This window comes from Blautia sp. MSK18_10, assembly GCF_020553185.1.
GTDB lineage: Bacteria > Bacillota > Clostridia > Lachnospirales > Lachnospiraceae > Blautia_A > Blautia_A wexlerae.
This window is the reverse complement of record NZ_JAJCGT010000010.1, coordinates 17,577-40,337: the sequence shown is the minus strand read 5'-3', so window position 1 is coordinate 40,337 and position 22,761 is coordinate 17,577. Positions and strand designations below refer to the sequence as shown.

Sequence of the window (22,761 nt, the reverse complement as noted above, 5' to 3'; positions counted from 1 at the left end):
TGAACTAAACCCGTCAGAACATGAAGTATAAGGTCTTCATATTGTCGATCACACCGTAATGATAGGAAATCTGTGACAGCCCATGGACTTCCATATAATATTTTGCGATATCCTGGATATGATTACTGTCGATCAGATCCATATATGCCTCATCATAAGCCCCCTGGCTGCCAAACTTAAAGCGTACCACCGCAGCATCACTGTCAATGCGCAGTCTGCACAGGTCATATACACTGCTCCAGTCATAGGTATCAAAACAGGCGCCGTTTCTCACATAGAAATTCATGTCAGTCGCTGTACACGCAGGAACAGGAAACTCATCAGAGGCCGTATAATTCTCCTCGTACTCCTGTGGGAACGGACACAGATAATCATAGATCGTTGTCTTATGCTCTGCCAGCAGCGTGGCATCACCCTCCAGAAAGTCCGGCTGGTCCCCATTGGTGGCATCCACATAATAATACTGTCCGTTCAGCTCTACAATATTCCAGGCATGTCCCTGGGTACTGTTTGCAGCATCACCCTCCACATAAATACAGGGGATATCCAGACGCTCCAGCAGATACTGCACTGCTCCCGCATAGCCCGCACATACCGCCTGTTTCTTCCAGAAAGCTCCTGCTATACTCTGGTCATCATCAGAGATCACATATTCTGTATTGTCTATGACATAAGTATAAACAGTCATTACCTTCGTGTAATCATCAGCACCATCCGGAATCTGCGATAACACCTCCTGATACGCATTCTCCATAGCCTGCGTGATCTCCTGTCTCTGCTCCTCTGTATAAGTATATCCCGGAGAAAACTGACAGTAATCTCTGCCCGAATAAGTCGTCTTATAAACTTTCTCCCGGTTATGTACCCAGAACAGCTCCGGATGATCCTTCAGCACTGCATGATACACTCTGTCTATCTCATTATCTCCTGAGAGAGACAGATAAAATTTATCCTCAAAGCTTCTGATTCCTTCCAGGATCTCGCGGTAGCCTCTCTGTTCATTCTCATTAAGAAGGCCGAAATAATACTCCCGATGTCCTTCATCCGTCTGCGCTACCTCCTGCTTTTTAAGAGTCCTTACTTCCCCCGGTTCCTGCAAAGCTCTTCCACCGATGATCAGTCCACCGGCCAAAAGCACCACCACAGGCACCATAAGAATCAGACGCAGCCCGGAAAATCTCTTTTTGCTCATTCAATAATCCTTCTTGGTTATTATTCTATAAGTCTGATATTACATTACTATTTCATTCTGTTTTGTCACATTTAGAATTGTTATTCGTTACTGTTCACGCCGTTCACAGTAACTTAGCCAAAATTCATTCCGAATTGCCTGCGGCAATGGAATTTTGGCTTGTATGTCTCGGGATTTTGGCATATTCATGCCAAAACGCCTCGCGGGATAGTGGTGTGTGAACAGTAACTGTTATTCTAATGTATCTTATTATAGCCCAGAACACTTCTCCTTGTAAACCGATAAAAGTAAGTTAACACTATTTAATAATGAAAATTGTCCTTCTTACAAGATAAACATTGCATATTTCCAGTTAAAGAGATACACTAAAAAGTAAGTATAACTGCTCTGTATCCCATCAGGCAACAGGATATCGGACAGACATATACAAGTAACATATTGAGGGAGTATTGTAATAAATGAGCATCAAAATACCTATAGAAACTTCTGCCAGACATCTGCATATCTCGCAGGAAGATTTTGAAAAATTATTCGGAGAAGGAAGCAAACCACATTTTATCAAAGAATTAAGCCAGCCCGGACAATATCTGTGCCAGGAACGAGTGACTGTCAAAGGACCGAAAGGTACCTTCGAAAATATGGCACTTCTTGGTCCTTTCCGCAGCGACACGCAGGTAGAAATGTCCCTTACAGACACCAGAAAACTGGGGATTCCAAGCGTAATACGCCAATCCGGTGATATCGAAGGAACTCCCGGCTGTATTTTATCCGGTCCATGCGGTGATATCGAAATCCCCAAAGGGGTCATCGTAGCCAAACGCCACATCCACATGACTCCGGATGAAGCACTTGCCCTGCATATCAAAGACAATGACGAAGTCTTCGTCCTGACCAAAAGCTACGGACGCGCACTTATCTACGCAGATGTAGTAGTCAGAGTCCACAGAAATTATCACCTGGCAATGCACGTAGACACTGATGAAGCCAACGCATTCAACAGCGATACAGAACCTTACGGCGTGATCGTCAGGTTCTTTGACAGTAACTTCAACACAGATAAGTGGATAGAAGACGAACTGTCAGGGATACGCAGATAAAATCCAACTTACCCGGCTAAAATAGCAGACGAATATAAAAAGGTTCCACAGTAACATTCAATTGATGATACTGCGGAACCAATTTTAATGCGTTTCAGCCAGCCATTCTTTAATCGTTTTTTCCGTTTCACCAAGGGTTCTTGCTATTCTTTCTACAGGTTCTCCTTCCTGCGCAAGCGAAATGGCTATGCTTTTTGCCTTTTTTAATTCACCTTGCTTTTCACCTCACTTTTCGCCAATCTTTTCATAAGTTGCCTGAAGTTTCTGTTCTTCTTCCTCTTTGTCATACTCAAATATACTCATGGCAATAATCTCCGCATTTCAAAAGCCCCGGACCGGGGTAGCTGTACTGTACCAGTCTGAGGCTTTCAGAATTTGGGGTTATAAAGTTTTTACCTCAATCCAGATCAAAGAGCTGTCGTTGACAGATGTTTATCTGTGCAATGGATTGCGCTTCTTTTTCCGTGCAGTAGTAAATGTACTTGCATGAAATTTTCGCATACAGGGTAACCTTTCCCTTGTAACCTGCACTTGTTTTTAAATAACTCTCATAGTTTTGTAGTTCATTCAAGGTAAAGTCATATACGTTTTCACTGTTAACATATACATATCCATCTTCATATTCTGCCTGCTTTTCACTAGCTTTATATACCGGAAGATGTATTTCTTTTACCTTTGTGTTTTCTCCTCCAATTCCTTCAATTTTTGTACCGTCATCAGACTCTATGTACAATTGAAGTTTCAGGTCTTTTGTGTTTGTTCCGGCAAAGGAAGTACCAACCAGGTTGGAATCTGTCACTTCAAATGGAACTCAAGTGGTTTGTTTTTAATAAGCTCCTGGGATTCATTGAAGTTAACATTGTCAAGAGTGTAATAAACAGTCTTTTCCTGTGCAGCATTTCTGTCTGACTGCTTTACAAACATCAATTCCGGATTAACTGCCTGTGCATTATATGCGGCTATGATAGTATTGACAAATAACTTTTTCTCCATAAGATTACCATTATTAGTAACAGGTTTATAGATTATAATTTTTTCTTCTTCATACTTCCCATTCCTTTGTCAGATATGTGATTTTAGTGTAGCAAACGACAGATGGGATGTCAACCTGAGAAGATGAAGAAGCCATAGACTGGTGATTTCCAGTCTGTGGCCTGATTAGATTTATCAAACGGATATTCTCAAAATGCTTTAAAATCTTTAATAGTTTTCAAAGGCTTCTACAATTTTCTGCATATCGTCCGTGTTAAAGCGTTCATCACAGCTGACAGACATGATATGGGAATAAATATATTGAGCTCCTGGATAGTCTTCAACCTTTACAAAAGGTGGTACAGGCCAGTATACTTTAGGCGGAATGTGCCTGTCTGCCAGATGCTTGATAAGGGCGTCCCGGTTTTCCACAAAGAAAGGGAAAAACATAGGACAGATATCATCTGAAAGATAAGGAAATACCGGGCGGATATCGGAGCGTTCCGGCAGGTGTTCCAGAAGGTAACGGTAATTTTCCTGGCGTTTACGGATCGCATCCCGGAATGGATAATGAAGAATCGTTTTAAGGGAAGCTTCATCCCCTTCCTGGATATCGAAAATTTCACGAAGCATAAATTCCGCTTTCCAGAAAACATCATTGCCTTCTTTATTATAGTCCTCATTTCCTGTATGCTCGTAGGTCTCTCGGGATTGAAGAGCCTGATTTCTAAGGGAAAACTGTTTTTTATTGATAGGAATAGGTTTTACGCCAAAAGTGCCCTTTCGCTTGATGGCAAGACCACCGGAGGCAACACCCATCCATTTTCGGAGACTGACGACAATATAGTCAGCATCCGGACAGGCCGACAATGGAGAAAATGCTGTATGGGTAGTATCCACTATTACAGAAACGCCACTGGCTTTACATTTTTTGACAAAGTTCTCATCATAGGTAGGATAACCATAGTATCCACAGACAAGGAGAACACTGATCTGCGGGATCATCTCTTCCTCAAACACAGGGGAAAGATTTTTGTCAAAATCATAATAATGAATTTCATATCCTGCTTTTACAAAGCAGCCCAGAACTGTTTCGCAGTCATAGGAAGGCAGATATGCCACACGCTTTTGATCTGTTAATATCAGATCCCTCAGACAGTAATAAATGGCACAACGGCCGGACATTAGATGAGCGGTGTCCCCGGGATCAGGGCAGGTATGCTCCACATAGTTGTTTGGCTCAGAGCCAACAGGTTGATAGGGGAAAAAGCCTCCAATTTCCATAGTAAAAACCTCCTTTAATTAAATTTATATATTATATTTAATATTTCAAAATATTTAACAAAAATGAAAGTAATGACTTTACAAAACCATTATAACATGAATATTATAAAATATAAAGTAAAGTATATACTTTACTTAAAGATATTTTACAGGGAATGAAAAAGAGGCTGCTTATTGCTATTTTGGGGTAAAAAGAGTATACTTTGAAATACTAAACATCAGGAGTACAAAATTATGAACACACACTCATCCGGATATTACAGCATAGACAAAGACTATAATATCCTAAGCTATAACGGCACTGCCAAACAGCTGTACCCCAATCTCCAGCCGGGAGTGAAATGCTATAAGGCACTTATGGGACTTGATTCCCCATGCCCGCCCTGCCCTGTAGCACTGGGGATACAGTGTGAAATTTAAATGGTCAGGTGGAAAAGAAAGTGGCGGAAAGAAACATCCTTTTAATATGAATGAAAATTTGATGGGACCACTTAATGATTCAAAATTATTGGAAAGCACATTGAATAACAACAATAATTTTGAACTTGATTCTAACGCTACAAACTCAACAATGGTTCCTGCGATTTCAACATTAATAAAAAATGATAGTCTGCTAAAAAACGGTACCTGGGCATATCTGGGCAGTGGAAAGAATGAGAATAGACGTTATCTTTTCTGGACTTCTGTAAACATTAGTAACTTTCCGACAGGGACAAAAATTCCTGTCATTATCTGCAGAGCAGATAATGAATACTATGTTTCCGAGTCAACAACTGCCGAGCGAACCGGAGATAAAATAACAACACTATACAAGGTAATTGCAGATCATCAGTATAATGCTGAGAGTTATCAAAAAATTGCTGATAAGGGTACGAAATATGATAGTTTACAAGCTGCTTATGATGCATACGTAGAGAAAATTACAGAAGATAGTAATTATTCACAATTCAAAGATACATTGTCGAAAAATTAAATCCCATAAGACAAATACACCAGTTTATGAGAAAAAAATCTCTCGTAGACTGGTGTATTTTTGCTTTTAATAGAATCATCCTATTCAATCTCAACAACAAGTCGATGCAGTCCAGGTCTCCAGCGCATCCCTATCAGGCGTATACCTTAAATTGCAAATAATATAACCATGATCAACTAATTATATAATCTGGCTTGACTTCATATAACAAAAGTGCTATTCCAGTCATCTATTATTCTGATTTGGATTGGCTTCATTTAATATAAGCGCTGTTGCGGTCAACTATAAATATGATTCGATTTGACTTTATTATATATAAGTGCTATTGCGGTCAACCTGAAACTTGTTTCGACTTGACTTCATTTAATACAAGCGCAATTCCAGTCAACCTAAAACTCATTTCAACTTGACCATATACTGCATAAGCGCAATCCCAGTCAACCTGAAACCTGCTTCAACTTGACCGAAAATAATAAAATTGCGCTCGCGGTCAAATCATACATTACTATTTACTTGGAAATTACTATAATCTAAAAGAAACTGTCGGATCATACCGCATCCTTATACACTCTCTGGATATGCATTGCCAGATATCCTGTCTCTGTTTCATCCAGCTTATGTCCAATACATTCTTCCAGGTTTTTACAGATGTCAGTGGCAACCTTATAGGCCTGGGGATACTGATCCAGCATATATTCATTCATGTCCAGATTCAGCTTCTCTCCTGTAGATGCACGCGCTACCATATACTTCATATGGTTCATCAGGCGATTATAGGACAGTGACAGTACATCGATTGGCTTACCTGTTGCTTTCTCGAGCATATCTATACACTCTCTCACTGCTCTCGCAGTCTGCATGGCAACAGATACCTTCTCATCACCAATTGCAGAATGAATATGCAATGCCACATATCCAACCTCATGATCATCAATCTCTATCTGAAGTCTTTCTCTCAGAATTGTTTTCAGTGTTTCCGCAACTTTAAATTCACTGTAGAAAAGAACCTTGATATCCTCTGTCAGCGGATTGCTGATCTGCTCATTTCTGCGGATTCTTGCGACTGCAAAAGAAATATGGTCAACAAGTGGAAAAAGAATCCCTCTGTCTATGGAATCTCCAAACACTTTCTGTGACTCTGTCAGAATTGCATCTGCAATCTCCAGATACTCCGGCTCTATTCCCTTTACCAGTTCCTTCGCAGATCCACGCTCTGTCTCCTGTTCCAGACGATATGTAGTGCATCCCTCCGGCTTATCAAAACGCTGGCTGACCTTTTTTCCAAAGCCAACACCCTTGCCAAGAATCACATACTCCTTATTTTCATCCATATCAATGGCTATAACACCATTATTATTTAATACCTTGCTAACTCTGTACATCTCTGTCGTAATCCCCTCTATAAAAATTTATTGCCATTATAATAATTTTCCCTTTGGTCATAAAACATGTTTAAAAATGCTTTACGCAAAATAATACTACAAAATGGGACGCACATCTTGCGAAAAGCATTTTTCAGACACGCTCTAGTAAATAATGCATTTAAGACAGTTCAGCAGAATACGAAAGACAAGGAAAATATCTGCAGGCGTGCTGACGCACAACAAAGATATCTGACGCAGGATTTCACACTCTGATGGACTGGATTAAGATGCATTATTTACCAGGACTGCTATAGTTTACCATATTTTGAATAAGAATCCTATCTGTCACACAAATTTGTTACATTTTTGATTCCCAGATCCCTCCTGCAAAAAAGTCATCCTTTTCAATTCACGTGCGTAAAAAAACAGTCAGATAATCAAGATGTCATCTCTTTTGATCATCCAACTGTTTTTTGATAACAATATTATTCCAGCGTCTCCACCGCAAACAACGGTTCACCGGCCTTGATCTCACCGTTTGCCAGAAGTCTGATCCTCTGGTTGTCTTCCGGTTCAGTATCGAGGATCGGGGAAGTGATGGACGGAGCATTGGCTGTTAAGAACTCCAAATCCAGTTTCATCATCGGATCACCTTTTTTCACTTTCTGGCCCTCTGTTACCAGGATTTCGAAGCCTTTTCCTTCCAGTTTTACAGTGTCGATTCCCATATGAAGAAGCATAGGGATACCGGAATCTGTCTGGAAACCTATAGCATGTTTTGTATCAAAAATAAACTCAACTTCACCGTCTGCAGGTGCATATACAGTACCTTCTGTTGGTGTCACCACTGCACCGTCACCTATCATTTTTCCTGCAAATCCCTCATCCGGTGCAGTAGAAAGATCTGCTGCGATTCCGTCTACAGGGCTGTAAATGATTGCTGTTTTTCTGATCTTTTCTTCTTTTACAGGTGCCAAGGACTGTGCTGTACCTGCATTTTTGTCCTCAACCTCTGCACTGTTCTGTCCATCTGCATTTTCTGCTGCAATATTTTCCTGTGCCTGTATATTATCAGGTGTCTCATCTGCGAATTCGTTGGGAGCAGTCTCCAGATATTCTTCCAGCTTCGCCTTGATAACAGTTACATGAGGTCCATAGATAACCTGTACGCCCTGTCCTTTTTTTACGATTCCTCTGGAATCTGTCTGTTTCAGAAGTTCATCACGAACTCTCTCAGGTTCTGCAACTGTGATACGAAGTCTGGTCGCACAACAGTCAACATCTACAATATTTTTCTTTCCTCCAAGACCTCTGGTGATCAGTTCACTTACCGGATCACCGGAGGTTGCTACAGCTGCTCCGGCTGTCTTTCCGGCTTCTTTTCTTGCATTTACATCAGCTTTTGTATAAAGCTTTGTCTCTGTATCATCATCTTCACGTCCCGGAGTCTTGAAATTAAATTTCCTGATCATAAATGTAAAGATCACATAATACAGGATAAAGTAAATAATACCAACCGGAATGATCCTCAGCCAGCTTGTTTTTGCATTTCCCTGCAGGATACCAAAGAGGAACAGGTCAAGGAAACCGCCTGAAAAAGTAAGTCCTACTGCAATATTCAGCATATGTGCGATCATATAAGCCGCACCTGCCAGGATCACCTGAACTACGAACAATGCCGGAGCTACAAACAGGAATGAGAATTCCAGCGGTTCAGTGATACCAGTAAACATACATGCCAACGCTGCGGAAAGAAGAAGTCCGCCTGCCGCTTTTTTCTTCTCAGGTTTTGCACAGCGATACATAGCCAACGCTGCTCCCGGAAGACCAAAGATCATAAAGATAAACTCACCAGAGAAATATCTGGTTGCATCCGCACTGAAATGTGCTATATTTGCAGAATCAGCAAGCTGTGCAAAGAAGATATTCTGTCCGCCCTGCACCATTTGTCCTGCAACTTCCATAGTTCCACCCACTGCTGTCTGCCAGAATGGCATATAAAATACATGATGCAGCCCAAAGGGGATCAGTGCTCGTTTAATAATACCAAAAATCAGAGTTCCCAGATATCCACTGCCTGTTACCAGACCGCCCAGAGCATAAATACCGTTCTGAACTACCGGCCATACAAAATACATCAGGATTCCCACAAACATATATACGATCGTAGAAATAATCGGTATAAATCTTGAGCCGCCAAAGAATGACAGCGCATTCGGAAGCACAATTTTGTGGAAACGGTTATGAAGTGCCGCAACACCAAGACCTACGATAATACCGCCGAATACACCCATCTGCAGAGACTGGATCCCGCATACAGAAGTAATGGTTCCCTCCAGTACATCTGCTGCTATCTGACCGTCTGCTGTGATTTCATTGTTAATAAGAAGCATGGCACTGACAGCCACATTCATAACGAAATATGCAATCAGCGCAGAAAGAGCAGCAACCTCTTTCTCTTTCTTTGCCATACCAATGGCAACACCAACCGCAAAGATCAGCGGCAGATTGTCAAATACAGCACTTCCAACCTTGTTCATAATAATCAGAAGAGAATTAAGTAATGTTCCACTTCCCAGGATCTTCTGCAATCCATAGGTAGCGATAGTTGTTTCATTTGTGAAGGAACTGCCGATACCAAGCAACAAACCTGCAACAGGGAGAATTGCGATCGGAAGCATAAAGGATCTTCCCACACGCTGCAAAACTCCAAAAATCTTGTCTTTCATGTTCTTTTGTCTCCTTTTCCTTATTCGTGCGAATAAACCGTCTTGTTTCCGGGAGATTAAAACCTTCTGACATATGATTATTCCGCGTTTTACCACATAAAATACATCAAAAAAAGGCACTAACCCCCATAAACATTAAAAAATAACATTTATGACCGGTTAATGCCTGCCTGTCCAGTAACACACCAAATCTGTGCTATACTATAAAGGATTATTTATTCCCTGTCAAGATACTCAGGAAAATTTTTTACAAAATATTTTTGCATTTCATGAATCGATCTCTGTAATGACCATTTATTATTTTCAAAGCCGCAACATTCTCTGCATCCTTCTGATCTGATAGAAATTTATTGATTTCCCACTGCCGCAGGCTACACGTTCAACTTGATCACTCTGTCTTCCCATTTTAATCCATTCAGATCTACAGAAATGTACACCCATTCATCGCTGAGTTTAGGCTCTTTTCAGGGGGATTTTATCTGTTTCTCTCTTCCAGATATTCCAGACATTCATTCACATCTTTAATACCAAGTTCCTTGCGTACTTTATCCTGAATTTCCACCAGACATTCCAAAAGAAGAGGATTAAACATTCCGCATTCTCCATTTAGGATCATCTCTATTGCCTTTTCATGAGAATATGCTTTCTTATATACCCGGTCACTTACCAGGGCATCATACACATCTGCCAGTGATACCACCTGTGCAGATATGGGGATTTCTTCTCCCTTCAAACCATCCGGATATCCTTTTCCATCATAACGTTCATGATGCCAACGGCATATTTCATAGGCATATTTCATCATCTCTTCATCATGATACATTTCCAGACTGTCAAGCATCCGGGCACCTATGATCGTGTGCTGTTTCATGGCTTCAAATTCTTCCTTTGTAAGCTTTCCGGGTTTATTCAGAATTTTTTCATCAATTCCAATCTTACCGATATCATGAAGTGCTGAAGCTGTAGCGATCATATACTGCTGAGACCAAGAAAGATCGTAATTCTCTGATTTTCGCATCAATTTCTCCAGCAAAAGCTGAGTCAGAATATTGATGTGCAGCACATGAAGCCCGCTTTCACCATTTCGGAACTCTACAATCTGACTGAGAATCCCGGTCATCATACGGTTGTTTTTCTCTTTTTCATAAATCTGATCTGTTACCAAATGGATCAGACGCCTTTGCTTGGCATAGAGCTTGATCATATTGATAACCCGCTGATATACCACCTTAGCATCAAATGGTCTGCTTATATAATCCGAAGCCCCCAGTTCGTAGGCACGGCGGATATAACTCTCTGATCCTTCACTGGAAATCATGATCACCGGTATATCCTCGATCCATTTATCTCTGTTCATATAGGCGAGTACTTCAAATCCATCCATTTTTGGCATAATAATATCCAACAGAACCAATGAGATTTCAGGTCCATACTGCTCCAGTATCTTCAGAGCCTCTTCCCCGTCACAGGCCTCCAGTATCCGGTATTCTTTTCCCAGAATTTCCTTAAGTATCTCTCGGTTCATTTCAGAATCATCAACAACCAGAAGCTGGAGCCGGTTCCTTTTTTCCATCTCATCTGTATTTTTCTTCTGATCCCACCGAGTCACTACTATATTTTTATGTCCCTTGGCCATATACATAAGTCTGTCTGCTTTGGTGATCGCTTCCTCCAATCTGCCATGGGTAAACATAGCTCCACCAATGCTCACTGAAAGCTTCAGACGATTAAAACCCGGAATATGCGTCGCATGGATCTTCTTCTGGATCATACGGAGCTTCTGTGAAAAGACTTCCTTCTCAATTCCGGGCAGGATCAGCAGAAATTCATCTCCTCCATAGCGCACCAGAATATCCGTACGACGGATATAATGCCGAATTACATTCACTACGGTTATCAGTACCAGGTCTCCTCCATCATGACCATAAGTGTCATTGAACAATTTGAAATCATCCAGATCGATAACTGCAATTCCGGCATTCAAAGACATATTTTTGACTTTTTCCTCAAAATATCTGCGATTATACGCCCCTGTCAGCACATCCTTATACAGCTTTTCGCTATATACAGTCAGCTTTTCCGTCAGTTTTTCATATCCTTCCTCATCAGTCAGCGTGTTCTCGTCCAGCTTTTTCAGCATTTCCATTACATAAGGCTCACTGTCAATCTCCAGATACCTTGCAAATACCTGATACATATCAGAATCAAGAAATTCAATTTTGGATGTCTGTTTCTTTTCCTCCAGTGCTTTAAGGGAAATGCAATTCTCACATCTTTTATCTTTATTCCAGAAAGCATAACACTGGCAAGGATTTTCTCTTCCTGCAAGCTTACTTTCCATTCCGGCAGCCTGCAGATCACTCCCTTTCAGGAGACGGACTACATCAAAAATCTCCCGAAGCACCTCCATTTTATTCTCTGCTTCCTGCATCGTCATTTGTTTCCACTCAATCATTATTCCCAGCCTCTCACGAACAACAGCTTTTTTCTGCAATATAAACTTGTATTATTATACCACTTACTCATCATGCAGTACAACAATAATATTTTTTCCTAATTTCCTAATTTCTTAATTTCATAAAAGGAGCGCCTCAAAAACAGTCCTTGAGGCGTGCTCCCAACCGGTTCTGACTCCAACTGCCTTATAAACATGCTTCAGCTTGACCTTATATAATAAAAGTGCAATCGCAGTCAACTATATTTGGAATTATGATTGACTTAAAATAATAGAAATACAATTGCAAGTCATCTATAAACAGGATTAAACTTAACCGTACATAACAAAAACGCGATTAAAGTCAATTATAATCATAATTATTCATGACTAAAAAGCCACAGACTGAGCGGATTCCAGTCTGTGACCTGATTAGATTTTTATACTTTCTTTAGAGGACTTTTAAAACATATTTTGTTTCTTTATTTTCCCGACAGGGGTGCGACCCCGCCAGACCTGTTCAGTATTAATACCAGTCCCGGCAGAGGGTTCTCCCCTAACTGCCTCTATCAGTTAACTCATGCCAGGTTTTACTATTCCAATTTGTTCTAAAACATGTTATACTCAAAAAGCTGTCGAACCTCCAGCAGAAAAGAGGTGGACTCCATGGAAGAAATTCTCACCACATTTCTTGTCTCTGTTATAGCAGGCGTAGTTAGCTACTACATATGCAAATGGCTGGACAGCAGACGATAGACAGCAACAGTCTAAACGGAATAGCTCACCGTAATCGAGCAAGAAAGCCCCCAGAGCTGGCACTCTGAGGGCTTTTGTTTTGCTTCAAGGAATCTCACCACATTCCTTAGCTACTGTTAGTATATGCGCAATGTGCCAAAAAGTCAACTCAAAAATAGTGGGTGAAAAAGCCGCAGGCTGGATGGGTGCCAGTCTGTGGCTATCTTAAGATAATCTTATTTACCCTCCGTAGTTTTACATTGCAAAATCTTCTCCAGTTCAGCTACTCTTTTAAGTGCTTCTGTTGTCTCTTTTGGGGCCTTTATTTTTTCTTTTTCAGCAAAATCCGCTCTCTGACGTTCCCTTTCTGTATTTTTGCGTTCAGCTTCCTGACCTTTTTCATACATGATCGTATCTCTCTCAAATCCCTTCATATAGATTAATGACACCGTTACTGAAAACTTATAAAAAATTATAAACTTTTATGTTCCATTCCTACTTCAACGAATATGCTTTTGATGATATAAATATCCATCTACTCACAGGTTTTTGTACTCTCCAGGGGTTTCCATATTTTCGAATATTTTTTTCGTTTTTGAATCATATTCCGCAGACAAATAAGCAAATTCGTCAGTTTTTACTTAATCGTTTAAGTTAACAGATAAAAAAGTTTACACACGAAAAAAGAAGGGAAAGCCAGACTTTTTTGTATGACTTTCTCTTCTTTTATACATTTTATTTTGCCTTAAATACAGCGACTTTCTCTTTTGACAGATCAATCTTATCCGGAAGGATGGAAGTCTTCTCAGTGGATCCTGATGTTGTGAATCCTGTTGAGTCGGAAGTATTTGACTTCATCGCATCCTGCAGAGTATTGCTTACTGTCACATTTGCAGAAAAGATATCTGTTCCTGTGGAAACTGCTGCATCACCTGTTGTTGTGCTTACCGTACTGCTGCTCTGCATTTCCTGAACCTGTTCCTGTGTCGGGTAGAAGGATGGCTGGCGGATGTAACGGAAGCTTGCACTGTATGCTTCGCCTACTGTTACTCCATTCTTACCGGAGGAGCAGTGTACTGCGATCCAGTCACCTGCGTCTGTTTTACCGCAGAGAATACCTACATGATTATCGCTTCCTGCTTCCGGTCCTTTCTGGAACACCAGATCTCCGGGCTGTGCATCTGCCTCAGTTACCACGTTTGCTTTCTCCCACTGATCGGAAGTTCCGTCGCCTACAGCTTCCTGCATTGCTTTATCCTGATATCCGTTGATCACTGCCCAGGTGACAAAACCACTGCAGTCCAGTCCGTATGCGCGGATGGTTCCGGTGCTCTTGCTTCCCTCAGCTGATACCTTCTCGCTGGTTCCCCAGCCTGGATCTTCACCGATCACTGTGGATTTGCCGCCCCAGAAGTAACCGACTTTACCAACCAGTGAATAGGCTGCGGAGATAACATTTACTCTTTCCTCGGAAACATCATCTCCTACGCTCTCGCGGACAAAACCGTTGGCAGCTGTTACTACCGCGCAGAGGAGTTTGCAGTCTGTCTCCACATATTTCTTAAGGATCGTACGATCCTTTTTTGCGATTTTATTTTTCTTAATATAGTAGTTGATTTTACGATTAGCGTATGTAACGTGAGTGATATCCTGCTTGTCCCTTACGATCGGGTTCAGCTCTGCAAAGATTTTCGCAAGGTCTTTCTTGCAGGAAGAATCCAGGGTAAATTCTGTTTTTCCGTCCTGGCTCTGCTGATATACATAGACTGCAAGGATATCCTGCCAGTTTCTTACCAGAAGACTGTCTGCAGATGTGGTGGTCTTGCTGCCGTTTACATCGCTGGCATCTGCTACTTTGTTCTTCTCTTTATATTCCTTCTCGATCTCATCCATAACAGAAGCGAAATCATCTGAGAAGGTCAAATTGTAGTTATTCTTCAGGCTGTCCAGATAGAAATCCTTACCTGCGTGGATATTGGACGCATAATATACCGGAGTTCCGGTCTGTGCAGCACTGGTATTACTCGTAAATGGATTATTCGTATTCGCATTGTTCTTCTGCGCTTCCAGCTGAGCAATAGTCGCTTCTGCCTGAACCAGCAGATTATAATTAGAAACCTGTGCCTTCTCTGTATCAGACAGGGCATTATATGCAGTGCGGATGCTCTGAACAGTGGCTTTCTTCTCCAGCGTGATGGTCTGTGCGTTCAACTCTTTGATTCTGTCGATCACATCCTGGGCTGCCTTCGTAATCTGTGAAGACGGTGTTGGTGTAGGATTCGCAGGTGTCGGAGTCGGATCTGTTGGTGTCGGAGTCGGATCTGCCGGTGCAGGTGTTGGCTCTGCCGGTGTTGGTGTCGGATCTACCGGTGCAGGTGTCGGGTCTGCCGGTGTCGGATCTACCGGCGCAGGTGTTGGCTCTGCCGGAGTCGGATCTGCCGGCGCCGGATCCTCTGATCCTGAATCAAAATCACCGGAATCGCTGAAATCAGAACCGTTTGCTGTATACGTAGCAGTATCCTCTGCTGCAAGTACGGACGCAGGACCGGATAATACCATTCCTGACATCAATGTCAGACATAAGAATCTGGTAAGATACTTGTTTTTCATATATCTAAATTGCTCCCTTCTTACTGTGAGCATGTCCTTACCCCCTGTTTATAAGGGCATACTGTCTAAATTACTTTTCACATTATTATGTTATTTCATAAGTGAATTATCCCGAAATATTAACCTGTTTTATTCTAGCATAATCATTTTTTGAAATCAACAACTCAGGGCAGGTAAATTCCAGATTTGACCAAAATTCATTTTTTTGTCACATTTTAACCGAATCAAGTAAGTCCCCCTGCAGAAGTTGCGAAAAGCAACAAGCAGTGAGGAAGATATGTTTCAGAATACAGGAAGGCTGTGCGGATATGATTTCCACACAGCCTTCCTGTATTCTTAGCGTATCTCTGTCAGGCTGCCTGAATGGCTCCTGCAAAGTTCTTATTACCAATGCAGATCTGTATCAGTCCCTGCACTACCTGAAAACACATATTCAGGATAAAGCGGATATCCTCTTCCACGCTGCGGAGCTTGTTGAGGTATTTCTCATGAGTAGCTTCGATATAATCGATCAGGGTGGAGAAATCAGCGAAGCGGATGGCCGGTTCCAGATATGCATATGCTTCTCCCTGCTGTATACATTCTTTCAGTCTGTTCTTAAGTACTTTCTCATAATGATTATGCTGGCTGAAGCTTCCTGTATATGTTTTGTTATGAGGAAAGGTAAAATAATCCGCCATATAGTGGATCACTTCGCCGAACCGCCGCCAGTAAACTCTCTGGTTACTCTCATCCGGTCTGATATCTGCCAGTTCTTTCATCCGGTTCTTGACATCTTCAAATGTTCCGTAGAACTCGTGCCTTCTGGTGATAAAGGACGGTTTGATATCCGGCAGAATGCTACCAAGACAGAAAGCCTTTCTGTGAGACTGCAGGCTTGCTGTGGTCTGCATCTGATCCGCAAGGTATCTTGCTAATAAAATATGTGATTTTTTACGCAATTTTCTTCCTCTTCTTTCTTTTGAGAACCTATCATTCTTATATATGGGAACGAATAATAATCAACTTAACCAACATAGAATACTATAGCAGATTTATACCTGTTATTCAAATAAAATTTTTGTAAACTTTTTCACATTTTCAGGTCAGACAACTGTTTCAGTAATTCCAGGTCACTGTCCTTTACTTTCAGGTTTGTCTCTATCTTCTCTCCCTCAGGAGTGGTGATCGCAATTTCAATGATGCTTCCTTCTTTAAGCCCTTTGCGTGAAACTGCCTGACAGAATGCCGGGAACTTGGGATGATTGCTCTTAAAGGTGTTCCATGCGCCTGTGATCTTCATGATATTTCCTATATTGTTTCCTATGTTCATATGATTGTTGTGTCCTTTCTTATCTCAACTGAATATTCCCGATTCTGAGAACTGATGCATATAATAACATACTTCAACGGATTTGGCTATACCAAAAGCCCCCCAGGATTAACTCCCGAGGGCTTTCATGCTGCTCATATTATTCTACATTCTCAAACATCTCTGCTAATGTCATGGAGATTTTCGGAAAATCTTTCAGTGTCACCACTGTATCTGCATTATAATGTTCTTCTTCTGGATCATCCTGCAAGATATAGCTATACTTCAAATCATATTTACCATCCTCAAGATAATAAATCTGTACTGCTCTTTCTTTCGGTGAGATGATCCAATACTCTTCTACACCTGCTGCCTGGTAAATTTCTTTCTTCACAGTCATATCTCTTAATGCTGTTGCAGGGCTAAGAGTTTCCACAATAAATCTGGGTGTACCAGTATAGGAACCACCTTTCAAATGCTTACGGTCACATATAATCATCACATCTGGTATCACATAATCATTATTCTCCTGTGCATGATATTTATAATCCAGATTCTCCATGAATGCTAAACACAGTGTTCTCTGTAAACCAGTTGATATGATTCGATAAATATTACCATCTACAAGCCCATGCTGATAATTTGGTGATGGTGATATATCATAGATTACACCATTAATCTTCTCTTCTTTTCTATATTCCTCTTCAAGTAATGGCATATTATCACCTCCAAGTGAGTTTGGTTATATGTACATTATAATATAGGTTATGTCTGTTCAGCAACCTGTTTTTGATTCTGACAAAACGAATATAGATATCCGGTTACTGTTCAGGTTTGACACCATTTTGACACCATTTTTCACAAAGATGCGTAAAAATACGGTAAGATAGTGAAATTGAACTTCTCGCAAACCCTTTAGATCTCGCTGAAATCCGGTGTTCCATACAGGTCGAACGGAGTTGACTGGTAGACATAGTAATTCAGCCAGTTTGTATACAGGTTGTTCGCATGTGCTCTCCACATAAGGAGCGGTCTGTTTTCCGGGTTGTTGTCTTTGTAATAATTCTCCGGGATTTCGATGGGCAGGTTTTTGCTGACATCACGTTTGTACTCACCGTCAAGAGTCACACGATCATATTCCGGATGTCCCATTACAAAGATCTTGCGGCCACCGTCTGCCATTGCAAGGAAAAGCCCTGCTTCATCGGATTCAGCAAGCACTGTCAGCTCTTTACAGTTATGGATATCCTCGATGGGAACTTCCGTATGTCTGGAATGAGGTGCAAGGAACATATCGTCGAATCCGCGTACCAGCGGAATCTTACGGTTCATCACTTTATGCCAGAAAAGACCGAACATCTTCTTATCAAGTTTGCGTTTTTTCAGTCCATAGTGGTGGTAAAGTCCTGCCTGTGCAGCCCAGCACAGATAAATGGTGGAGGTAACATGGGTGTTTGTCCAGTCCATGATCTTTACCAGTTCCTTCCAGTAGTCTACCTCTTCGAATTCCATCTGCTCTACAGGAGCACCTGTGATGATCATTCCATCATATTTGTTATTTTTCAGTTCCGGAAATGTCTGATAAAATTTATTCAAATGACTCACAGATGTATTCTTCGCTTCATGGCTCTGTACTGCCATAAAGGTGACATCTACCTGCAGCGGTGTGTTGGAAAGGGAACGCAGAAGCTGAAGCTCTGTCTCCTCTTTCAGAGGCATCAGGTTCAGAATGAGGATCTGAATGGGGCGGATATCCTGATGGGATGCACGTGACTCATCCATCACGAAAATATTTTCTTTTTCCAGAATCTCTTTTACGGGCAGATCGCTCTGTATTTTAATTGGCATTATCTTATCTCCTGTTCTTATTATTTTATTGTTGTGCCATCTTCAGGAAATCTTCTTCAGAAAGGATCGGAATTCCCAGTTCTTTGGCTTTTTTATTCTTTGAAGAATTGGAAGTTGTGTCATTATTGATCAGGTAGTTCGTCTTCGAGGTTACTGATCCGGTCACCTTGCCTCCCAGAGACTCAATAAATTCCTTTGCCTGTGCTCTGTTTGCAAAGTGCTCCACACTTCCTGTGATAACGAAATTCATGTTCCGGAAAATCTGCTCACCTGTCTTTTCTTCTTTCTTAACAGTCAGATGGCTCATCAGATGATCCAGTTTTCTGTTATTATCCTCGTTTGAAAAATAATCAGTCAGACTTCCGGCAATTACCGGTCCGATGGTATCAATAGAGCTGATCTCCTCTTTATCTGCATGGCGGATCTTCTCCAGATCATCATCAAAATGCCTGCAGATCACTTTTGCATTGGCAAGACCGATATTGGCGATTCCAAGGCTGTAGATCACCTTCGCAAGAGTAGTCTCCTTAGCTTTATCAAGGCTGGTCATCAGGTTCTCAAAGGATTTCTCCCCGAATCCGTCCATCTCCACGATCTCATCACGATGCTTTCCAATCTCAAAAATATCTCCGAAATCATGAATAAAGCCTCTTGCAATGAATTTCTCCAGTGTTGCTTCTGACAGTCCGTCAATGTTCATGGCATCCCTGCTTGCAAAAAGTGCAAAGGATTTGATCTTCTTTGCGGCACAGTCAGGATTTGTACAGTAAAGTGCCTCCACATCATTTACCTTCTGTATCTGTGTTCCATGGCCACATGCAGGGCAAGTATCCGGAATTTTCAGTTTACTGCTGCGTGTGAGGTTTTCTGCAATCTGCGGAATGATCATATTTGCTTTATATACAGTGATCGTATCCCCGATACCAAGCTGCAATTCTTTTAGAATGCTCACATTGTGTACGCTGGCGCGGCTCACAGTAGTTCCCTCCAGCTCAACCGGTTCAAAAACAGCCACCGGATTGATCAGCCCTGTTCTTGACGGGCTCCATTCGATCTCCAGAAGATGGGTTTCTCTGATCTCATCTGCCCATTTGAATGCAAAAGCATTTCTGGGAAATTTCGCTGTTCTTCCAAGGGAATCTCCGTATGCAATATCATCATAAAGAGCAACCAATCCGTCCGACGGAAAATCATTCTCAGTGATCGCAGTTGAAAAATATTCCATGGCTTCATCCAGCGTTGAAGCTGTGACTTTCCTGTATTCCACTACATCAAATCCCTGTTCTTTCAGCCATTCAAACTGCCGGGCTCTTGAATTATGGAAATCAACCCCGTCGGCGCTTACCAGCGTAAATGCGTAGAAACGCACATTCCTGCGGGCTGTGATCTCATTGTTTAACTGGCGGACAGAACCGCTGCATAAGTTTCTCGGATTCTTGTATTTCGCATCAACGTCTTCTATGGATTCATTGATCCGTTCAAAGTCCGAATAGGTAATGATCGCTTCCCCACGCAACACCAGTCTTCCCTGATACGGGATTTTAAGAGGAACGTTCTTAAATACTCTGGCATTATTGGTGACAACCTCTCCTGTCACACCGTTTCCACGTGTAACTGCTTTGGCAAGTCCTCCATTCTCGTAGGTAAGAACAATCGTCAGTCCGTCCAGCTTCCATGACAGAAGCGTTTTGTGTTCCCCGATAAATTCCCTCAGAACTTCTCTGTCCTTAGTCTTGTCCAGAGACAGCATGGGGGATTCGTGTTCTTCTTTTGGAAGCTGGTCAACTGCCTCGTACCCTACGCTTACGGTTGGGCTGTTTGCCAGAACAGTGCCTGTCTCTTTCTCCAGAGCCTGAAGCTCGTCGTACATCTGATCGTACTCTCTGTTGCTTATGATCTCTGTATCCTGCTGGTAATACGCCTTTGCTGCCCTGTCCAGCTTTTGCACCAGCTCTTTCATTCGCATGATCGCTGCTGTTTCCATTCTGTTCTCCTGTTCTGATCACTGTTTCACTTGTGGAAGATTCCAGTAAATGGTTCAGTTCTTCCCACTCCTGTGCTGTGATCTCTCTGTATTCGCCTTCTCTGATCCCGTCCAGAGTCAGATTCATGATCCTGATCCTTTTCAGCTTCTGTACCTCATATCCCAGATACCGGCACATTCTGCGGATCTGCCGGTTCAGTCCCTGTGTCAGAATGATCCGAAAGCTGCATTCTCCTGTCTGCACCACTCTGCATGGTCTGGTCACCGTATCAAGAACAGGGACTCCCTTGCTCATCCTTCGGACAAATTCCCTGTCCACCGGCTTATTCACTGTCACAAAATATTCTTTCTCATGATAGTTTCCGGCGCGCATGATCTTATTGACCAGATCTCCTTCATTTGTCAGAAGGAGAAGGCCCTGTGATTCTTTATCCAGTCTGCCCACAGGATAAACACGCAGAGGATAATCCAGATAATCTGTTACCGTCGTCTCATCAAACTGCTGCTTTGTACTGCACACGATCCCTCTGGGTTTGTTAAAAAGAAGCAGTACTTTTTTTTCATTTTTATGGACAGGTATATTGTCTGCACAGACCTCATCTTCCAGGCTGACTTTCTGACCGCTTTCTGCTTTTTTTCCGTTTACCGTAATCCTTCCCTCTTCGATCATCCGGTCGGCTTCCCGTCTGGAGCATATGCCTGCCTCGCTTAAATATTTGTTTATTCTGATTTTTTCGTCCATTGCTCTATTATATAATTTTTTGTACATCTTATCAACGGTGAAATTTTGATGGAATTTTTCTGGAATTTTTTTCAAAAGGGCAGGAATGGGGAATCGCCTTGTATTTTGTCAGATTTTATTGTATGATATCGAATGACAGGATATCTTTTTTGTCACTGATTTTATCAAAAAGGAGGCTTTCATGTCAGAGCATTTACCACGTACAAACCGGTGGCTGATCGCACTTTCTGTTATTCTGTGTCTGATACTTGGAGGAATTTTCACCCGTTCTTCCGCTGTGACTTCACAGGCAGATGCCATCAGCGATGCCGGAGCTTTCGTGTCAGAAGATCAGGATTCTGCGGAGTTTACTTCTGAGGAAACATTGACTGATAGCAATGATAATTTTACGGATTCTTCTTCCGGGAAACTGTTTGGACGCACTTCTTCAGATTCATCTGAAGCTTCTCCGGGCGGTCCTGCATTAAGCACTGATATCTCGCCTGAGGCATCAGAGGGCAGCTGGGCTTCCAGTGGAAGTAACTGGATGTTTTTGGTAGATGATAAGCCATACACAGGATGGTTCACAGATACAGACGGGAAACAGTACTATATGGATGAGACCGGTATTATGCAGATAGGCTGGACAGATATCGGAAAGAAGCGGTATTATTTTGATATGGATGGTATTCTGCAGACAGGGACTGTGATAATAGATAAGAAAACTTATGAACTGGATACAGATGGTTCTCTGAAAGGTTATACGCCAAAGAAAAAATCTTCAAAGAAGAAATCTTCAGATAAGTCAGCTACCTCTGACAAGTCCGGTACATCTACGGCAAAGAAGTCGGTTGCCCTTACTTTTGATGATGGTCCCAGCTCTTTTACAGGCCGTCTTCTGGACTGTCTGGAAGAAAATAATGCAAAGGCAACTTTCTTTATGGTGGGTACTGAGATTGCCAGTTTTCCGGACGAAGTAAAACGCATGAAGAAACTGGGCTGTGAACTTGGAAACCACACTTATGACCATAAGGATCTGGCGACTCTTTCTTCGGATGAGATCAGTTCAGAAATTGCAAGAGTGGATGAACAGCTTGTAAATCTTACAGGTGAGGGAGCTTCGGTGGTCCGCCCGCCATATGGATCTGTTAATGATACGGTAAAATCAACTGTGGGAACCCCGATGATTCTGTGGTCCATTGACACTCTGGACTGGAAAACGCAGGATGTGGAATCTACGGTTGAGGAAGTCATGAATAATGTAAAAGATGGTTCCATTATTCTGATGCACGATATCTTCAGCACCTCTGTAGATGCAGCCGAGATTCTAATCCCGCAGCTTATCGAAGAAGGCTATCAGCTTGTAACAGTGCACGAACTGGCTTCCCTGCATCAGACAGAATTATCGACAGGAGTTACATACGGTGAATTTAATCGAATCAAGTAAGTCCCTTGCGGAAGTTGCGAAAAGTAATAAGAACAGCAAAATCTCCAGCAGAAGCTGACAAGAACAATGTCAGAAAAACG

General features: G+C 41.9%; 18 protein-coding genes and 2 pseudogenes. 5 read left to right on the top strand and 15 right to left on the bottom strand.

Annotated elements, in window-relative coordinates; all coding sequences use genetic code 11:
- Nucleotides 1–13 precede the first annotated feature (13 nt).
- A complete protein-coding gene (locus LI074_RS06350; protein ID WP_144137163.1) occupies nucleotides 14–1,192 on the bottom strand; it encodes a transglutaminase domain-containing protein in 1,179 nt (392 codons plus the stop codon).
- A gap of 458 nt (nucleotides 1,193–1,650) precedes the next feature.
- Here LI074_RS06350 and LI074_RS06345 point away from each other — a divergent pair, with 458 nt between their 5' ends.
- Nucleotides 1,651–2,289 carry a PduL/EutD family phosphate acyltransferase gene (locus LI074_RS06345; RefSeq protein ID WP_008703305.1) on the top strand — a complete coding sequence of 213 codons (639 nt, stop codon included), beginning with the start codon at nucleotides 1,651–1,653 and terminating at the stop codon, nucleotides 2,287–2,289.
- 397 nt (nucleotides 2,290–2,686) lie between these two features.
- On the opposite strand, the gene LI074_RS06340 is transcribed toward LI074_RS06345, so the two are convergent.
- The 3 genes from LI074_RS06340 to LI074_RS06330 form a co-directional block, all read right to left on the bottom strand.
- The gene (locus LI074_RS06340) at nucleotides 2,687–3,088 is read right to left on the bottom strand and encodes a hypothetical protein (protein WP_144137164.1); all 402 of its coding nucleotides are present in this window, start codon (nucleotides 3,086–3,088) and stop codon (nucleotides 2,687–2,689) included.
- Nucleotides 3,085–3,282, bottom strand: a complete 198-nt coding sequence (locus LI074_RS06335; protein WP_008703313.1) for a hypothetical protein — start codon at nucleotides 3,280–3,282, stop codon at nucleotides 3,085–3,087. Before LI074_RS06335 ends, LI074_RS06340 begins: the two co-directional genes overlap by 4 nt.
- Nucleotides 3,283–3,489: 207 nt before the next feature.
- Nucleotides 3,490–4,545, bottom strand: coding sequence for a hypothetical protein (locus tag LI074_RS06330; RefSeq protein ID WP_173697986.1), 1,056 nt, complete (start codon nucleotides 4,543–4,545; stop codon nucleotides 3,490–3,492).
- Nucleotides 4,546–4,779: 234 nt separating this feature from the next.
- Between LI074_RS06330 and LI074_RS06325 the strand changes: the two genes are divergently transcribed.
- Both LI074_RS06325 and LI074_RS06320 read left to right on the top strand, forming a co-directional pair.
- On the top strand, nucleotides 4,780–4,965 hold the full coding sequence (locus tag LI074_RS06325) for a hypothetical protein (RefSeq protein ID WP_144137166.1): 186 nt from the start codon (nucleotides 4,780–4,782) through the stop codon (nucleotides 4,963–4,965).
- Nucleotides 4,955–5,518 (top strand): hypothetical protein, encoded by a 564-nt coding sequence (locus tag LI074_RS06320; protein WP_144137167.1) that lies wholly within the window; start codon nucleotides 4,955–4,957, stop codon nucleotides 5,516–5,518. Before LI074_RS06325 ends, LI074_RS06320 begins: the two co-directional genes overlap by 11 nt.
- Nucleotides 5,519–6,066: 548 nt before the next feature.
- On the opposite strand, the gene LI074_RS06315 is transcribed toward LI074_RS06320, so the two are convergent.
- Nucleotides 6,067–6,900, bottom strand: coding sequence for a PRD domain-containing protein (locus LI074_RS06315; protein WP_173697987.1), 834 nt, complete (start codon nucleotides 6,898–6,900; stop codon nucleotides 6,067–6,069).
- A gap of 92 nt (nucleotides 6,901–6,992) precedes the next feature.
- On the opposite strand from LI074_RS06315, the pseudogene LI074_RS18125 reads away from it, so the two are divergent.
- Nucleotides 6,993–7,055 (top strand): annotated as a pseudogene (locus tag LI074_RS18125) (DUF6783 domain-containing protein); the annotation flags it as partial.
- Nucleotides 7,056–7,367: 312 nt separating this feature from the next.
- Here the strand turns inward: LI074_RS18125 and LI074_RS06310 are convergent.
- From LI074_RS06310 to LI074_RS06265, 10 genes and pseudogenes are all read right to left on the bottom strand, one after another.
- Entirely contained in the window at nucleotides 7,368–9,611 is a 2,244-nt protein-coding gene (locus LI074_RS06310; protein ID WP_173697988.1) for a PTS transporter subunit IIABC, read from the bottom strand.
- Nucleotides 9,612–10,086: 475 nt separating this feature from the next.
- The gene (locus LI074_RS06305) at nucleotides 10,087–12,066 is read right to left on the bottom strand and encodes a diguanylate cyclase (RefSeq protein WP_144137169.1); all 1,980 of its coding nucleotides are present in this window, start codon (nucleotides 12,064–12,066) and stop codon (nucleotides 10,087–10,089) included.
- A gap of 950 nt (nucleotides 12,067–13,016) precedes the next feature.
- Entirely contained in the window at nucleotides 13,017–13,214 is a 198-nt protein-coding gene (locus tag LI074_RS06300) for a hypothetical protein (protein WP_022381032.1), read from the bottom strand.
- Nucleotides 13,215–13,515: 301 nt separating this feature from the next.
- On the bottom strand, nucleotides 13,516–15,390 hold the full coding sequence (locus tag LI074_RS06295; protein WP_227218464.1) for a C40 family peptidase: 1,875 nt from the start codon (nucleotides 15,388–15,390) through the stop codon (nucleotides 13,516–13,518).
- 350 nt (nucleotides 15,391–15,740) lie between these two features.
- A complete protein-coding gene (locus LI074_RS06290) occupies nucleotides 15,741–16,331 on the bottom strand; it encodes a zinc dependent phospholipase C family protein (protein WP_022381034.1) in 591 nt (196 codons plus the stop codon).
- A gap of 131 nt (nucleotides 16,332–16,462) precedes the next feature.
- A complete protein-coding gene (locus LI074_RS06285; RefSeq protein ID WP_008703324.1) occupies nucleotides 16,463–16,702 on the bottom strand; it encodes a hypothetical protein in 240 nt (79 codons plus the stop codon).
- Between the two features lie 139 nt (nucleotides 16,703–16,841).
- Nucleotides 16,842–17,399, bottom strand: a complete 558-nt coding sequence (locus LI074_RS06280; protein WP_144137171.1) for a Uma2 family endonuclease — start codon at nucleotides 17,397–17,399, stop codon at nucleotides 16,842–16,844.
- 197 nt (nucleotides 17,400–17,596) lie between these two features.
- On the bottom strand, nucleotides 17,597–18,529 hold the full coding sequence (gene metA / locus LI074_RS06275) for a homoserine O-acetyltransferase MetA (RefSeq protein WP_119245628.1): 933 nt from the start codon (nucleotides 18,527–18,529) through the stop codon (nucleotides 17,597–17,599).
- Nucleotides 18,530–18,554: 25 nt separating this feature from the next.
- A complete protein-coding gene (gene ligA / locus LI074_RS06270; RefSeq protein ID WP_173697989.1) occupies nucleotides 18,555–20,513 on the bottom strand; it encodes an NAD-dependent DNA ligase LigA in 1,959 nt (652 codons plus the stop codon).
- A gap of 88 nt (nucleotides 20,514–20,601) precedes the next feature.
- Nucleotides 20,602–21,255, bottom strand: a pseudogene (locus tag LI074_RS06265) (pseudouridine synthase); the annotation flags it as partial.
- A 181-nt stretch (nucleotides 21,256–21,436) separates the two neighbouring features.
- Here LI074_RS06265 and LI074_RS06260 point away from each other — a divergent pair.
- Nucleotides 21,437–22,681 carry a polysaccharide deacetylase family protein gene (locus LI074_RS06260; protein ID WP_173697990.1) on the top strand — a complete coding sequence of 415 codons (1,245 nt, stop codon included), beginning with the start codon at nucleotides 21,437–21,439 and terminating at the stop codon, nucleotides 22,679–22,681.
- The last annotated feature ends 80 nt before the right edge of the window (nucleotides 22,682–22,761 follow it).

Coding starts and splice junctions, on each gene's coding strand:
- LI074_RS06300 (WP_022381032.1), bottom strand. CDS start 13,214: ATGAAGGGATTTGAGAGAGATACGATCATGTATGAAAAAGGTCAGGAA.
- LI074_RS06325 (WP_144137166.1), top strand. CDS start 4,780: ATGAACACACACTCATCCGGATATTACAGCATAGACAAAGACTATAAT.
- LI074_RS06345 (WP_008703305.1), top strand. CDS start 1,651: ATGAGCATCAAAATACCTATAGAAACTTCTGCCAGACATCTGCATATC.
- LI074_RS06260 (WP_173697990.1), top strand. CDS start 21,437: ATGTCAGAGCATTTACCACGTACAAACCGGTGGCTGATCGCACTTTCT.
- LI074_RS06330 (WP_173697986.1), bottom strand. CDS start 4,545: ATGGAAATTGGAGGCTTTTTCCCCTATCAACCTGTTGGCTCTGAGCCA.
- metA (WP_119245628.1), bottom strand. CDS start 18,529: ATGCCAATTAAAATACAGAGCGATCTGCCCGTAAAAGAGATTCTGGAA.
- LI074_RS06305 (WP_144137169.1), bottom strand. CDS start 12,066: ATGATTGAGTGGAAACAAATGACGATGCAGGAAGCAGAGAATAAAATG.
- LI074_RS06295 (WP_227218464.1), bottom strand. CDS start 15,390: ATGAAAAACAAGTATCTTACCAGATTCTTATGTCTGACATTGATGTCA.
- LI074_RS06315 (WP_173697987.1), bottom strand. CDS start 6,900: ATGTACAGAGTTAGCAAGGTATTAAATAATAATGGTGTTATAGCCATT.
- ligA (WP_173697989.1), bottom strand. CDS start 20,513: ATGGAAACAGCAGCGATCATGCGAATGAAAGAGCTGGTGCAAAAGCTG.
- LI074_RS06350 (WP_144137163.1), bottom strand. CDS start 1,192: ATGAGCAAAAAGAGATTTTCCGGGCTGCGTCTGATTCTTATGGTGCCT.
- LI074_RS06285 (WP_008703324.1), bottom strand. CDS start 16,702: ATGAACATAGGAAACAATATAGGAAATATCATGAAGATCACAGGCGCA.
- LI074_RS06335 (WP_008703313.1), bottom strand. CDS start 3,282: ATGGAGAAAAAGTTATTTGTCAATACTATCATAGCCGCATATAATGCA.
- LI074_RS06280 (WP_144137171.1), bottom strand. CDS start 17,399: ATGCCATTACTTGAAGAGGAATATAGAAAAGAAGAGAAGATTAATGGT.
- LI074_RS06310 (WP_173697988.1), bottom strand. CDS start 9,611: ATGAAAGACAAGATTTTTGGAGTTTTGCAGCGTGTGGGAAGATCCTTT.